The following is a 12,816-nucleotide window of genomic DNA, read 5'->3' as shown; positions in this document are numbered from 1 at the left end:
CGCACAGCACAAACCGCGCATCCAGACCATGGCTTCTCCGAAAGGGGCTTGAATGCTGAGCAATCTCACCGAAGGCGATATTCGGCTTCTCAAGGTCTTTGCCAAGGTTGTGGAAGCTGGCGGGTTTTCGGCGGCGCAAATTGATCTGAACATCAGCCAGTCGACGATCAGTACCCACATGACCTCGCTAGAGCAGCGGCTGGGCGTCAGACTTTGTGAACGGGGGCGCTCCGGTTTCCGTTTGACCGAGCGCGGCCAGCTTATCTATCAGGCCAGCCAGCGCCTATTCATGGCGCTTGACGAGTTCCGCTCTGACGCGGGCGCCGCGCGGAACTGCCTGACCGGTAATCTTGCAATCGGAATGCTGGATAGCCTGATCACCAACCCCGTCTGTTGCCTGCATCAGGCCATCGCGGCCTTCCATCACAAGGCCCCCGAGGTTCAGTGCAGCATTCGTGTCACTTCGCCCTCTGAAATCGAGCGTATGGTGCTGGAGGGCAGTTGCGATATGGGATTGGGGGCCTGCGGCCAACATTCACCCTATTTGGAGTATGAAGATATCTTTGAAGAGCGGCAGGCGCTGTACTGTGGCCACGGCCATCCTCTGTTTGCCCCAGATCATGAGATCGGGATAGCCGATCTGAAGGATCAGCAATTCGTGCGCCGTGCCTATGCTGCGCCAGAAAAGCTGCCACCCGGGATCAAACTGGCATCAACGGCGGTGGCTGACTTGATGGAAAGCGTCGCGGCGTTCATCCTGTCGGGCGTCTATATTGGCTTCCTGCCGGTGCATGTCGCCCAGCACTGGGTGGCGCTGGATCAGATGCGTCCAATTCTGGAACCGACCCTAGGCTACCAGAATCCCGTCTATCTGGTAACGCGCAAGACTGAGGAAAAGAAACCGGTCCTGTCGGTGTTTCTGAAAGAGCTTCGTTTGGCGCATGGCCAACAGCCAGCCCAAAAACATGCCGCCAAGCGGATGGTCGGACGGCCGAGAGCCGTCGGATAGCGGGCTTGGGTCAGTGCTTCAGAACCTGACTGAGAAACAGTTTTGTTCGCTCATTCTTGGGCTGTGAGAAAAATTCATCCGGCGGGGCAACTTCGACGATTTGACCGTGATCCATGAAGATCACCTTGTCGGCGACCGTCTTGGCAAAACCCATCTCGTGGGTGACGCAGATCATCGTCATGTGGCTTTCGGCCAGCTCCACCATGACATCCAACACTTCTTTGATCATTTCTGGGTCCAGCGCCGATGTCGGCTCATCAAACAGCAAGATATGCGGCTCCATGCAAAGCGCGCGCGCGATCGCCACGCGTTGCTGCTGACCGCCGGAAAGCTGGCTGGGAAACTTGTGTGCCTGTTCGGCAATCCGCACCCGAGCGAGATATTCCATCGCCAGCGCTTCGGTTTCTTTGCGCGATTGATGCCGCACCCGGCGCGGGGCGAGGGTCAGATTGTCCAGCACCGAAAGATGCGGAAACAGGTTGAACTGCTGGAACACCATGCCAACCTCACGCCGCACATGCTCGATGTTCTTAATCTGGTCGGTAAGCTCAACGCCTTCGACGAAAATCTGCCCGGATTGATGTTGCTCCAACCGGTTGATGCATCGGATCGCGGTCGATTTCCCCGACCCCGAAGGACCGCAGATCACCACACGCTCGCCCTTGGCCACGGTCAGGGAAATGTCCTTAAGAACCTGAAACTCGCCATACCATTTGTTGACGTTGCGCATCTCGATCATCGGCGCGGAAGGGTCTGGCAGCTCTGCCATTTTTCTCTCCAGTATTAGCGGGAAATCCGCATCCGTCGTTCCAGAACGCGGGAACCGACGGTCAGCGGGTAGCACATGGCAAAATAGATCAGCGCCACCAGACCATAAATCAGGAAGGGCTGGAACGTCGCGTTGGCAACGATCTGGCCGGATCGCGTCAATTCGTTAAAGCCCACGATTGAGGCCAAAGCGGTGCTTTTCAACAGTTGCACCAGAAAGCCGACCGTCGGCGGCACCGCAATTTTCAGCGATTGCGGCAGGATCACATAGCGCATCTGCGTCAGGAAATTCATCCCCAGACTGGCACTGGCGTCCCATTGCCCGCGCGGAATGGCATCGACACAGCCGCGCCAGATCTCGGCCAAAAACGCGCTGGCATAGCAGGTCAGCGCAATCCCCGCTGCAGCCAGAGGTGAGACTTCAACCCCTAGCAGCGGCAGCCCAAAAAACACCAGAAACAGTTGCAGCAACAACGGCGTGCCCTGAAAAAGCTGAATGTAAAGCGAGGTCGCAACGCCCCCAACCTTCGGCGCGCCATAACGCCAGAGCAACAGCAGCGTCGCCCCGGTAGCGCCTCCGACAAAGGCGATGGCCGACAGCAACAGCGTCCAGCGCGCGGCCAGCAGCAGGAAAGGGATAATATCGGCAAGTGACAGCGTAACCATCAGCGTTTCCCCGCAAAAAGCTGTCGTCCGGCGCGGTTGAACAACCAGCGCATCAGCAGTGCCATGCCCAGATAGATCAGGGTCACCGCAAAGTAGGTCTCAAACGCGCGATAGGTGCGCGATTGGATCAGATCGGCCGCATGGGTCAGATCGGTGACAGCGACCTGTGAAACAACCGCCGATTCCAACATGGTAATCACAATCTGACTGACCAAAGCCGGATAAACCACGGCAATCGCTTGCGGCAGAACGATATAGATAAACGTCGAGATCGGCGCGATGCCCAGCGCAAAGCCCGCTTCGCGCTGCCCCGGTGGCACCGCCTCAATCCCCGCCCTGACAATCTCGATGCCATAAGCCGTCAGGTTGATGGTCATCGCCAGTGCTGCCGCCTCGAAGGCTGTCAGCTTCACGCCAAGGCTGGGCAACCCGAAAAAGATAAAGAAAAGCTGCACGATGAACGGCGTGTTGCGGATCAGTTCGACATAGACCCCGACAATCCTGCGCAACCAGCCAGGCCCCCACAAGGCCGCAGCCGCCCCGCCGATGCTCAGCGCCATGCCAACGGTTGCCGCAATCGCCGTCAAACCAATAGTCAGGCCCGCCCCATGCAGGAGCAGGCCGATGTTTTCCGAAATCGCACTAAAATCGAATTCGTAACCCATGGCTGACTTAGAAACCTTCGACCAGCGGTTGCTTTAGCCATTTCACGGCCAAGTCGTTCAATTCGCCATCGGCTTTCATCGCCACCAGCGCCGTATTCAACGCCGCATTCAACCGTGTCTCGCCCTTCTTCACCGCCATTTGTGACGGCGAGGTCAGCAGCAGGAACTTCTCAACCGGTTCAATCGCCGGGTTCTGCGCAAGGATTGTGGCGCCCACATCATTGCCAACCACCATCAACTGCGCTTGACCCGAAAGGAACGCCGAGATCACGCCGCTATAGTCGCTGTAGCGCTGGATGTCGGCATCTGCCGGGGCAACCTTGGTCACTTCGGTGTCTTCCAGAGTGCCGCGGTTCACCGCGATGGTTTTGCCCGAAAGGCCAGCCGCGTCTTTGACATCGACATCTTTCGGACCCATGACGGCGATATAATAGGGGGCGTAGGCATCCGTATAGTCCACCACCTGCGCCCGTTCGTCACTGTAGCCGATGCTCAGCAGCAGATCGACTTTGCCTTCGGTCAGAAACGGAATCCGGTTCTGACCGGTGATACCGACCAACTCGACCTTGACGCCCAGCGCTGCCGCAAGCTTGTCAGCAACTTCTGTGTCATAGCCCTCAATTTTCATGCTGGCATTGAGCGAGGCGAAGGGCGGGAAATCTTCGAAGATACCGACCTTGATGACGCCTGCTTTGGTGATATCGTCCAGCGCATCCGCCCGCGCGGGCTCCATAGCGCCCACCAGAAAGCTGGCGGCCAAGGCAAGGCCGCAGCCCAAACTGGCACGGCGGGAAAGAGAAAATATCATGTGATCCTCCTGATTGTTGGGTTCATACGCGTTGCTTTTGACACGTCTGGGTCCAGTGTCGTTGGTTCTTCTGTCTGATCAATAGTGATGATCCGAAACTCAGTTTGGCCAACATCCATGTAAGCACTGACACCGCTGAGCATTGGCCAACTGCGGGGCTCACTGTCTCACCTGTCACCGTAGCCCATAGGCTGCTCCCAGAACATCGCCGATAACCATCTCAACCAGAATCAACATCGCACCTCGGGACCGCATCCGCATGAATGTGATCGCCCAACGCAGAGCTATCTTGCGTATGAAGCCGCAAACTGACCATCTGGTCGAATCTTTCGATAACAGCATCCGAAACAGCATCCGAGCAGAGCAGAGCATGATCTGGGGTAGCCTCGTTCTGATCTATCCCAATATTTGTACAAATTGCCAAGGAGTTAGGCAAAAATTCCTATGTCGAAAATATTGTCGACAAAATTATTGACAAAATGGTCCGCAATTCTGACAGTACGAGCAGGACGATTGCACCCGCCGCAGCGTTCATCATCTGCCCGCGAATCCCGGCGAAAGACCGAGACGAGACGGGCCCTCAACAGGGACAGACCATGTTTTTCAAATCCACCCTGCTGGCCGGCGTCGCCATCGCCTGCTTTGCCACCGCCGGATCGGCGCAGACACTGCGTTGGGGCGCTGCCCGCGACATCAACTCGCTGGACCCGTATTCCTACGGCTCCACCTTCACCATCAGCTTTCTGAACCACGTCTATGAAGGCTTGGTGCGCTACAATGCCGATCTTCAGATCGAACCAGCATTGGCGACCGAATGGGAAGTGCTGCCGAACAACATCTGGCGCTTCAAGCTGCGGCACGGCGTGAAATTCCACGATGGCGCTGATTTCACCGCCGATGATGTGGTGTCCTCGCTCGCCCGCGTCAGCCACCCCGACAGCCCGCTGAAGGGCAACCTGCCCGCCTATAAATCCGCCACCAAGGTCGATGATTACACCGTCGATATCGAACTGGTCGGCACCTATCCGTTGCTGCTGAACGATCTGACCAACATCCACATGTTCGACGCCGGTTGGCTGAAGGATCACAACGCCGAACTGCCGACCGATGTGGCGAAAAAGGTCGAAGGCTATCCGACCTTCCACGCCAATGGCACCGGCCCGTTCAGCGTCGAAAGCCGGGTGCCCGACAGCAAGACCGTGCTGGTGGTCAACGACAACTGGTGGGACACCCCGAAGCACAACCTGAAACGCATCGAATTCACCCCGATCGCCTCGGACGCAACCCGCGTCGCAGCTTTGCTGTCGGGTGAGATTGACTTCACCGAAAAGGCCCCGGTGCAGGATCTGCCGCGCCTTGAAGCCACCCCGAGCGTCAAGGTGATGGAAGCCAACGAGCTGCGTACCATCATGTTTGGCTTTAACTTCCACGACAAACTGGCCAACGGCCAGCCGAACTTCTTCCAGCACAAGGAAATGCGCGAGGCTGTGGCGCTAGCCATCGACCTCAACCTGATCCGCGACAAGGTGATGCGCGGCAAATCCCGTGTGACCGGCACCGTCGTCGCCCCGGCGATCCCCGGCTATGATGCCGCCTTGGACGTGCCGACCGCCTACGATCCCGACAAAGCCGCCGCGATGATCAAGGAACTTGGTGCCGAAGGCTTTGCGTTTGAAATCGTCTGCGCCAACGATGTCTGGCTGAACGAGGAAGAAATCTGCAACGCCATGGTGTCGATGCTGACCCGCGTTGGCCTGAAGCCGACGCTCAGCATTGGCCCCAATGCCGTGCAGCAGATCAAGCAGACCAACGGTGAAGCCGATATGTTCAGCTTTGGCTGGGCGAACGAGCCAATGCTGGATGCCTATTCGATCCTGTTGCAAGTTTTCCAAACCAAAAGCGACAAGGCCGGGGTGTTCAACTGGGGCGGCTGGTCCTATCCTGAACTCGATAAGCTGATCATCGCAGCCTCGACCGAGTTGGACCGCACCAAGCGGCTGGCCTTGGAATCGCAGGCGCTGAAGATCGTGAAAGACGAGTCGATCATGCTGCCGTTCCACCAGCAGCCGATGGCTTGGGCGACCTCGGACAAGGTGGAAAGCGTGGTGCAACTTTCGGACAACAAAGGTCGCCACTGGCTGACCCGGATGACCGAATAAGCGAAATCGCTGGCCCGGCGTATCATGCGCCGGGCCCCACCCCTTACGGAGCCAGTCCTATGATTGTTTTCCTGATAAAACGGCTGGCGAACGCGGCTTTTGTCATGCTTGTCGTGGCCCTGATGGCCTTCATGATCTTCCGCTTTGTCGGCGATCCGGTGCAGCTGATGGTCAACGAACAGACAACGCAAGCCGAGCGCGATGAGTTGCGCGAGCGCCTCGGCCTCAACCAATCCATGCCGATGCAATATCTGCACTTCGTCGCCAATGCGGTGCAGGGCGATTTCGGCATCTCCTACCGCAACCAGCAAGAGGTGATGAGCCTGATCGCCGAGCGTTTCCCCGCCACCATCGAACTGGTGCTGATGGCCACGATCATCTCACTGGTGGTCGGTGTGCCGCTGGGGGTGATCACCGCGATCCATCGCGGCAAATGGTATTCCGAGGGGCTGCAGTTTCTGTCGATCATCGGCGTGTCGCTGCCCAGCTTTGTCATCGGCATCATGCTGATCTTGGTGTTCTCGGTGATGTTCAACATCCTGCCCGCCTTCGGCCGTGGCGATGTGGTCAGCATCGGCTGGTGGACCACGGGGCTCTTGACCGCTTCGGGCCGCGCCGCCCTGATCCTGCCCTCCATCGCCTTGTCGTTCTACCAGATCACCCTCGTGATGCGTCTGGTGCGCGCCGAAATGCTGGAAGTACTGCGCTCTGATTTCATCAAATTTGCCCGCGCCCGTGGGGTGCCTGCATGGCGGGTGCACTACAGCCACGCCCTGCGCAACTGCCTGATGCCGGTCGTCACTATGACTGCAATGAACATCGGATCTTTGATCGCCTTCGCGCTGATCACCGAAACCGTTTTTCAATGGCCGGGAATGGGGCTGCTGTTCATCCAAGCCGTCACCTTCGTCGATATCCCGGTGATGGCCGCCTATCTCTGCATCGTCTCTTTCATCTTTGTCGCGCTGAACACGCTGGTGGATATCACCTATGCGCTGATCGACCCGCGCCTGCGCAATGCAAAGGCCTGATCCATGACCGTAAACCCGAGCTCTCCCAGCCTGTTTGCCCGCACCCGCCAAAGTGATTTGTGGTACTCGTTCACCCGGCAACGCAGCGCGGTGTTCGCCGCAGTGCTGCTGGCGGTGCTAATCATTAGCGCCTTCACCGCCCCGCTTTATGCGCCGCAGAACCCGTTTGACCCAGCGCAACTGGAGCTGTGGAACGCCGAAATCCCGCCGATCTGGCTGGAGGGCGGTCAATGGCCCTACCTTCTCGGCACCGACACCCAAGGCCGCGATATCCTGTCTGCCATCCTTTATGGCTCGCGCATTTCTATCCTGATCGGCATCGCCTCGGTGGTTTTCGCGCTGTTGATCGGTATCGGTTCGGGCTTGGCGGCGGGCTATTACGGCGGCTTTGTCGAAAACGCGCTGATGCGGGTGGGCGACATCCTGTTGTCGATCCCCACCATCCTGATCGCCATTCTTGTCAGCGCCATCGTGCGCGAACTGCTGCCACCGGCGTTACGCGATGTGGGTGCGGCGGGGGTGTTGGTGCTTGCCATCGTGCTTAGCGGATGGGTGCAATATGCCCGCACCGTACGCGCGCAAACGGCGGTGGAGCGGCGCAAGGAATATGTGCAGGCGGCGCAACTGCTGAAAGTGCCCGCCCGCCGCATCATGTTCAGCCACATCCTGCCCAACACGCTGACGCCCATTCTGGTGGCCGCCACGCTGAACTTTGGCATGGCGATCCTGACCGAAGCCACGCTGTCTTTCCTTGGCATCGGTATGCCGCCCAGCCAGCCCAGCCTTGGCACGCTGATCCGGCTTGGCAACCAATTCCTGTTCTCTGGCATGTGGTGGATCGTGCTGTTCCCCGTGCTGCAACTTTGCCTGCTTGTCGTGTCGGTCAACCTGCTGGGTGACTGGCTGCGCGATGCTCTGAACCCGAAACTGAGGTAAGTGATGACTGATCTTCTGATCCGCAATATTCGCCCGATGGCCGGGACTGCGACCGATATGTTGATCCGCGACGGCCGCATTGCAGCTGTTGGGCCGAACCTTGTCGCCGATGGTGTCACGGTTGAAGATGGTAACGGCGCGATTGCCATCCCGGCGCTGGTCGATGCCCACACCCATCTCGACAAAACCACTTGGGGCATGGGCTGGTATGCGGGGCGCAAGGGCGGCGATTTACAAGACCTGATCGACAATGAGCGCAACGAGCGTATCCCGCTGGGCCTCGACGTGCATCGCCAGTCGATGCGCCACGCCCTGCAACTGATCGCCAATGGCACGGGCCATATCCGCAGCCATGTCGATGTCGACCATGACCACAAGCTGACCCTGCTGGAAGGCAAACTGCGCACCCGCGAAGCGTTGCAGGGTGCTGTGGATATCCAAATCGTCGCCTTCCCACAATCCGGCCTGATGATCCGCCCCGGTGTCTATGACTTGCTCGATGAAGCCTTGGCGATGGGGGCCGATGTGGTCGGCGGGCTTGATCCGTCGTCGATGGACCGCGACCCGAAAGCCTCGCTGGATGCTATTTTCCGGCTGGCCGAAAAGCACGGCAAACCCATCGACATTCACTTGCACGAATACGGCGAACTCGGCGCTTTCACGCTGGAAGAAATCATCACCCGCACCCGCGCGCATGGCATGCAGGGCAAGGTCGGCGTGTCGCATTGCTTCTGTCTGGGGATGCCCGACCCGCACCGCGTTGACCCGCTGATGGAGCAGGTGGCGCGTGAGGATATCCGCATCTTCACCACCGGTCACCCCTCTGCCGAAGTGCCATCGCTGCAAGACATGCGCGCGCTTGGCATCAAGGTCGGCATGGGTTGCGACGGTATCCGTGACACTTGGGGGCCGTGGGGCCAGCCTGACATGCTGCACCGCGCCCGCATCGTCGGCATGAAAAACCGCATGCGCCGCGACGATGAGTTGGAACTGCTGCTCGATACCGCCTCACGCGGCGGGGCCGATGCGATGGGCGTGGAAGCCCTCGGCCTCGTGGTCGGCGCGCTGGCCGATCTCACCTTGGTCGCAGGCGAAACCCTCGCCCATGCCGCCGTCGAAGAATCCACCCGCCCGCTGGTGGTCAAGGGCGGTCGCGTGGTGGCACGCAACGGCGCGCTGACCCTGCCGGGGATCACCATGCCATGACGACACTTAGCGATCTGACCCTCGGGCTCCACCCAACAGGCCGCACCGCCCTCTCCGCCGATTGGGTGCTGGGCCACGCGGGCGGCGGCCACTGCCTGATCCCCAACGGCGAGGTGGTGTTTGAAGCGGGCCGCATCCTGCACGTCGGCCAACGCTTTGAAGGCGAAACCGCCCGCCGCATCCCCCTTGGTCGCGCGCTGGTCTCGCCGGGCCTGATCGACCTAGATGCGCTCTCGGACCTCGACACCACCATCCTCGCCATCGACCACAACCCCGGCTGGGCCAAAGGCCGGGTCTGGCCCCGCAGCTACATCGAGCGCGGCCCCTATGAGATGTACAGCCCCGAGGAACTAGCCTTCCAGAAACGCTACGCCTTCGCGCAGCTCCTGCTGAACGGCATCACCACCGCCGCCCCAATCGCATCCCTATTCTACCGCGAGTGGGCAGAAACCACCGCCGAATTCACCGCCGCCGCCGAGGCCGCAGGCGAGTTGGGCCTGCGCGTCTACCTCTCCCCCGCCTATCGCGCCGGCGGCATGATGCTGGACGCCCCCGGCCAGATCGTCCCGCTGTTCGACGAGGCCCGTGGCATGGCGGGCCTAGACGACGCCATCGCCTTCATCACCGCCCAGCAGGGCCGCTTCAACGGCCTGATCAACGGCATGCTCGCGCCCGACCGGGTGGAGACCTGCACCGCGTCCCTGCTGAAACGCACCATGGACGCCGCCCGCGATCTGGATTGCCGCGTCCGCCTGCACATGGCGCAAGGCGCGATGGAGGTGCAGACCGTCCAAGCCCTGCACGGCACCACCGCCCCCGATTGGTTGGCGCGCGAAGGCCTGCTCAACGACCGTATCCTCGCCCCCCATGCCACCAATGCAACCGAAACCGACCTCGCCCACTACGCAGAAAACGGCATCAGCGTCGTGCATTGCCCGCTGGTTTCGGCACGCAGCGGCTCCATCCTGCGCTCCTTCGGCGGCCTTCGCGGGCGCGGCATCAACATCGCGATGGGCACCGATACCGCCCCCGCCGACATGCTGTTGAACCTGCTCACCGGCCTGATGACCGCCCGCATCGCTGACCCCACTGCTCCGCACCAGCAAAGCGCCGATTTCTGGGATGCCGCCACGTTGGGCGGTGCCCGCGCCTTGGGCCGCACCGATATTGGCTGCCTGAAACCCAATGCCCGCGCCGATATTGCGGTGTTCCGACTGGATGATGCCATAATGACCCCGGCGATTGATCCGATCGCCACGCTGATCGCAGGCGGCTCTGGCAAAGTCACCCAAGCCACCTTTGTCGACGGTCGCCTGTCAATGTGCGAAGGCCGCGTCGCAGGCATCGACATGGCCACCGCCCAAACCCGCGCCCAAGCGCAATTCGACGGCCTGCTGGCAAAATACCCCGAGCGCAGCTGGCAGCACCGTCCAGTCTCTGAATTGTTCCCGCCAAGCTACCCGATCCGACAGGAAGCACAGCCATGACCCAAACCCCCATGCTTGATGTCCGCGCCCTGCGGGTGGAATTTCCTGGCCGCCACGGCACCGTCACAGCCCTTGCCGATATCAGCCTCACCATCCAACCCGGTGAAATCCTTGGCGTGGTCGGCGAATCCGGCGCGGGTAAATCCATGACCGGATTGGCCGTGTTGGGCCTGCTGGAGCCCCCCGGCCATGTCGCGGGCGGTGAGGTCTGGCTGAATGGCCGCCGCATCGACACGCTGTCGGATCACGACATGGAAAAGGTGCGCGGCCGTGAGATCGGCGCGATCTTCCAAGACCCGCTCACTTCACTGAACCCGCTGTTCTCGGTCGGCAAACAACTGATCGAAACCATCCGCCTGCACCTGCCGCTGAACCGCACGGAAGCCCGCCAACGCGCCATCGACCTGCTGGCCGAGGTCGGCATCCCCGGCCCCGAAACCCGCGTCGACCACTTCCCGCACCAGTTCTCCGGCGGGATGCGGCAGCGCGTGGTGATCGCCCTCGCCCTCGCCGCCCGCCCGAAACTGATCATTGCTGACGAACCAACCACCGCGCTGGACGTGTCGATCCAAGCCCAAATCACCTCGTTGCTGCGCCGCCTGTGCAAAGACAACGGCACGGCGGTGATGCTGGTGACGCATGACATGGGCGTGATCGCCGAAACCGCCGACCGCGTCGCCGTGATGTATGCCGGGCGCTTGGTTGAAATCGGCCCCGTCGCCGATGTGATCGCCCGCCCCAGCCATCCCTACACACGCGGCCTGATGGGCTCGATCCCGACGCTCGGCGCACGGGTGCCGCGCCTGCAACAGATCGACGGCGCGATGCCGCGTCTGGACGCGATCCCCCAAGGCTGCGCCTTCAACCCGCGCTGCCCGCAGGTGATGCCGCGCTGCCGCACCGAGCGCCCACATCTGCACCCCAGCGGCTCCGGCCAAAGTGCTTGTTTTCTGAACCAACCCGCACAGGAGAGCGCCGCATGACAATCCCCGCCCTGACCGTCACGCATCTGTCGCGCCTCTTCAACGTCTCGGCCCCGTGGCTGAACCGCGTGATCGAACGCAAACCCAAAGCCTACCTACGCGCCGTCGATGACATCAGCTTTAGCGTCCCCTCAGGTGGCTGCCTCAGCCTTGTCGGCGAAAGCGGCTGCGGCAAATCCACCGTCGCACGACTGGTCACGGGGCTTTACACCCCGACCAATGGCCAGATGCAGTTTGCCAATGGCAAGAACGGCAAGCCCTTGGCGGCGCAGATGATTTTCCAAGACCCCTATGCCAGCCTCAACCCGCGCTGGCGGGTGTTCGACATCATCGCCGAACCTTTGCGCGAGTTGAAGCTGCGCGAGACCGACGCGGAAATCACCGAACGTGTCGGTGAACTGCTGACCACCGTCGGCCTTGCCCCCCGCGATGGCCGCAAATTCCCGCATGAGTTTTCTGGCGGTCAGCGCCAACGCATCTCCATCGCCCGCGCCCTTGCGACCGAGCCCGAGTTTCTAGTTTGTGACGAGCCGACCTCGGCCCTCGATGTCTCGGTGCAAGCGCAAATCCTCAACCTGATGCGGCGCTTGCAGGATGAAATGGGGCTGACCTATCTGTTCATCAGCCATGACATGAGCGTGGTGCGCCACATGTCCGACCAGATCGCGGTGATGTATCTGGGCCGCATCGTCGAACAGGCGGCCACCGAAGTGCTGTTTGCCAACCCTAAGCACCCCTACACGCAGCTTCTCTTGGAAACCATTCCCAACGTCACCGATCCCAAGCGCGACCGTGAGGTGCAATCGGGCGAGGTACCAAGCCCGATGAAACCGCCCTCAGGCTGCACCTTCCACCCCCGCTGTCCGCAAGCCGACGCGCGCTGTGCGGCGGAACGCCCCGAGATGCAGGCCTATAGTGACGGCAGCCGCGTCGCCTGCCACCGCGTCGCGGAAACCATGGCCGCGTTGGCCGTGCCGCTGGTAGGCGAGCGCCGTCTGTCGGCGTAATCCTATGGGGCTCTGAATTAACAAACGCCAAGGGCAGGAAATTGCCCTTGCGCTGCCGATCTGAGCAACGCCGCTTTGAGGCCGTAGCTGT

Annotated in this window: 12 protein-coding genes; 8 read left to right on the top strand and 4 right to left on the bottom strand. The window is 60.7% G+C overall.

The genetic code is table 11. The features are described 5' to 3' along the window. The first annotated feature begins 52 nt into the window (after nucleotides 1–52). Nucleotides 53–1,009 carry a LysR family transcriptional regulator gene (locus tag AKV04_RS23575; RefSeq protein WP_054008861.1) on the top strand — a complete coding sequence of 319 codons (957 nt, stop codon included), beginning with the start codon at nucleotides 53–55 and terminating at the stop codon, nucleotides 1,007–1,009. 10 nt (nucleotides 1,010–1,019) lie between these two features. Here the strand turns inward: AKV04_RS23575 and AKV04_RS23570 are convergent, their stop codons facing one another. The 4 genes from AKV04_RS23570 to AKV04_RS23555 are packed head-to-tail and all read right to left on the bottom strand — an operon-like array spanning nucleotide 1,020 to nucleotide 3,916. Next, nucleotides 1,020–1,778, bottom strand: a complete 759-nt coding sequence (locus AKV04_RS23570; RefSeq protein ID WP_054008860.1) for an amino acid ABC transporter ATP-binding protein — start codon at nucleotides 1,776–1,778, stop codon at nucleotides 1,020–1,022. A 14-nt stretch (nucleotides 1,779–1,792) separates the two neighbouring features. After that, nucleotides 1,793–2,443 carry an amino acid ABC transporter permease gene (locus tag AKV04_RS23565; RefSeq protein WP_054008859.1) on the bottom strand — a complete coding sequence of 217 codons (651 nt, stop codon included), beginning with the start codon at nucleotides 2,441–2,443 and terminating at the stop codon, nucleotides 1,793–1,795. Beyond that, nucleotides 2,443–3,108: an amino acid ABC transporter permease gene (locus AKV04_RS23560; RefSeq protein WP_054008858.1), complete on the bottom strand. Its 666-nt coding sequence runs from the start codon at nucleotides 3,106–3,108 to the stop codon at nucleotides 2,443–2,445. Before AKV04_RS23560 ends, AKV04_RS23565 begins: the two co-directional genes overlap by 1 nt. Nucleotides 3,109–3,115: 7 nt before the next feature. After that, nucleotides 3,116–3,916 carry a transporter substrate-binding domain-containing protein gene (locus AKV04_RS23555; RefSeq protein WP_054008857.1) on the bottom strand — a complete coding sequence of 267 codons (801 nt, stop codon included), beginning with the start codon at nucleotides 3,914–3,916 and terminating at the stop codon, nucleotides 3,116–3,118. A gap of 596 nt (nucleotides 3,917–4,512) precedes the next feature. Between AKV04_RS23555 and AKV04_RS23545 the strand changes: the two genes are divergently transcribed. The 7 genes from AKV04_RS23545 to AKV04_RS23515 are packed head-to-tail and all read left to right on the top strand — an operon-like array spanning nucleotide 4,513 to nucleotide 12,725. After that, nucleotides 4,513–6,075: an ABC transporter substrate-binding protein gene (locus AKV04_RS23545; protein WP_054008855.1), complete on the top strand. Its 1,563-nt coding sequence runs from the start codon at nucleotides 4,513–4,515 to the stop codon at nucleotides 6,073–6,075. A gap of 59 nt (nucleotides 6,076–6,134) precedes the next feature. Then, nucleotides 6,135–7,106, top strand: coding sequence for an ABC transporter permease (locus AKV04_RS23540; RefSeq protein WP_054008854.1), 972 nt, complete (start codon nucleotides 6,135–6,137; stop codon nucleotides 7,104–7,106). A 3-nt stretch (nucleotides 7,107–7,109) separates the two neighbouring features. Continuing rightward, nucleotides 7,110–8,042 carry an ABC transporter permease gene (locus AKV04_RS23535; protein WP_054008853.1) on the top strand — a complete coding sequence of 311 codons (933 nt, stop codon included), beginning with the start codon at nucleotides 7,110–7,112 and terminating at the stop codon, nucleotides 8,040–8,042. A gap of 3 nt (nucleotides 8,043–8,045) precedes the next feature. Continuing rightward, the gene (locus AKV04_RS23530) at nucleotides 8,046–9,248 is read left to right on the top strand and encodes an amidohydrolase family protein (protein ID WP_054008852.1); all 1,203 of its coding nucleotides are present in this window, start codon (nucleotides 8,046–8,048) and stop codon (nucleotides 9,246–9,248) included. Next, nucleotides 9,245–10,735: an amidohydrolase family protein gene (locus AKV04_RS23525; protein WP_054008851.1), complete on the top strand. Its 1,491-nt coding sequence runs from the start codon at nucleotides 9,245–9,247 to the stop codon at nucleotides 10,733–10,735. The genes AKV04_RS23530 and AKV04_RS23525 overlap by 4 nt, the downstream gene beginning before the upstream one ends. Next, nucleotides 10,732–11,718 (top strand): ABC transporter ATP-binding protein, encoded by a 987-nt coding sequence (locus AKV04_RS23520; RefSeq protein ID WP_054008850.1) that lies wholly within the window; start codon nucleotides 10,732–10,734, stop codon nucleotides 11,716–11,718. Before AKV04_RS23525 ends, AKV04_RS23520 begins: the two co-directional genes overlap by 4 nt. Continuing rightward, nucleotides 11,715–12,725, top strand: a complete 1,011-nt coding sequence (locus AKV04_RS23515; protein ID WP_054008849.1) for an ABC transporter ATP-binding protein — start codon at nucleotides 11,715–11,717, stop codon at nucleotides 12,723–12,725. The genes AKV04_RS23520 and AKV04_RS23515 overlap by 4 nt, the downstream gene beginning before the upstream one ends. Nucleotides 12,726–12,816 lie beyond the last annotated feature (91 nt).

Source organism: Cypionkella psychrotolerans, from assembly GCF_001294535.1.
GTDB classification, from domain to species: Bacteria; Pseudomonadota; Alphaproteobacteria; order Rhodobacterales; family Rhodobacteraceae; genus Cypionkella; species Cypionkella psychrotolerans.
Note: the sequence above shows the minus strand (reverse complement) of the source record. Positions and strands in the feature narration are given on the sequence as shown.

Coding starts and splice junctions, on each gene's coding strand:
- AKV04_RS23540 (WP_054008854.1), top strand. CDS start 6,135: ATGATTGTTTTCCTGATAAAACGGCTGGCGAACGCGGCTTTTGTCATG.
- AKV04_RS23555 (WP_054008857.1), bottom strand. CDS start 3,916: ATGATATTTTCTCTTTCCCGCCGTGCCAGTTTGGGCTGCGGCCTTGCC.
- AKV04_RS23520 (WP_054008850.1), top strand. CDS start 10,732: ATGACCCAAACCCCCATGCTTGATGTCCGCGCCCTGCGGGTGGAATTT.
- AKV04_RS23565 (WP_054008859.1), bottom strand. CDS start 2,443: ATGGTTACGCTGTCACTTGCCGATATTATCCCTTTCCTGCTGCTGGCC.
- AKV04_RS23515 (WP_054008849.1), top strand. CDS start 11,715: ATGACAATCCCCGCCCTGACCGTCACGCATCTGTCGCGCCTCTTCAAC.
- AKV04_RS23570 (WP_054008860.1), bottom strand. CDS start 1,778: ATGGCAGAGCTGCCAGACCCTTCCGCGCCGATGATCGAGATGCGCAAC.
- AKV04_RS23560 (WP_054008858.1), bottom strand. CDS start 3,108: ATGGGTTACGAATTCGATTTTAGTGCGATTTCGGAAAACATCGGCCTG.
- AKV04_RS23530 (WP_054008852.1), top strand. CDS start 8,046: ATGACTGATCTTCTGATCCGCAATATTCGCCCGATGGCCGGGACTGCG.
- AKV04_RS23545 (WP_054008855.1), top strand. CDS start 4,513: ATGTTTTTCAAATCCACCCTGCTGGCCGGCGTCGCCATCGCCTGCTTT.
- AKV04_RS23525 (WP_054008851.1), top strand. CDS start 9,245: ATGACGACACTTAGCGATCTGACCCTCGGGCTCCACCCAACAGGCCGC.
- AKV04_RS23575 (WP_054008861.1), top strand. CDS start 53: ATGCTGAGCAATCTCACCGAAGGCGATATTCGGCTTCTCAAGGTCTTT.
- AKV04_RS23535 (WP_054008853.1), top strand. CDS start 7,110: ATGACCGTAAACCCGAGCTCTCCCAGCCTGTTTGCCCGCACCCGCCAA.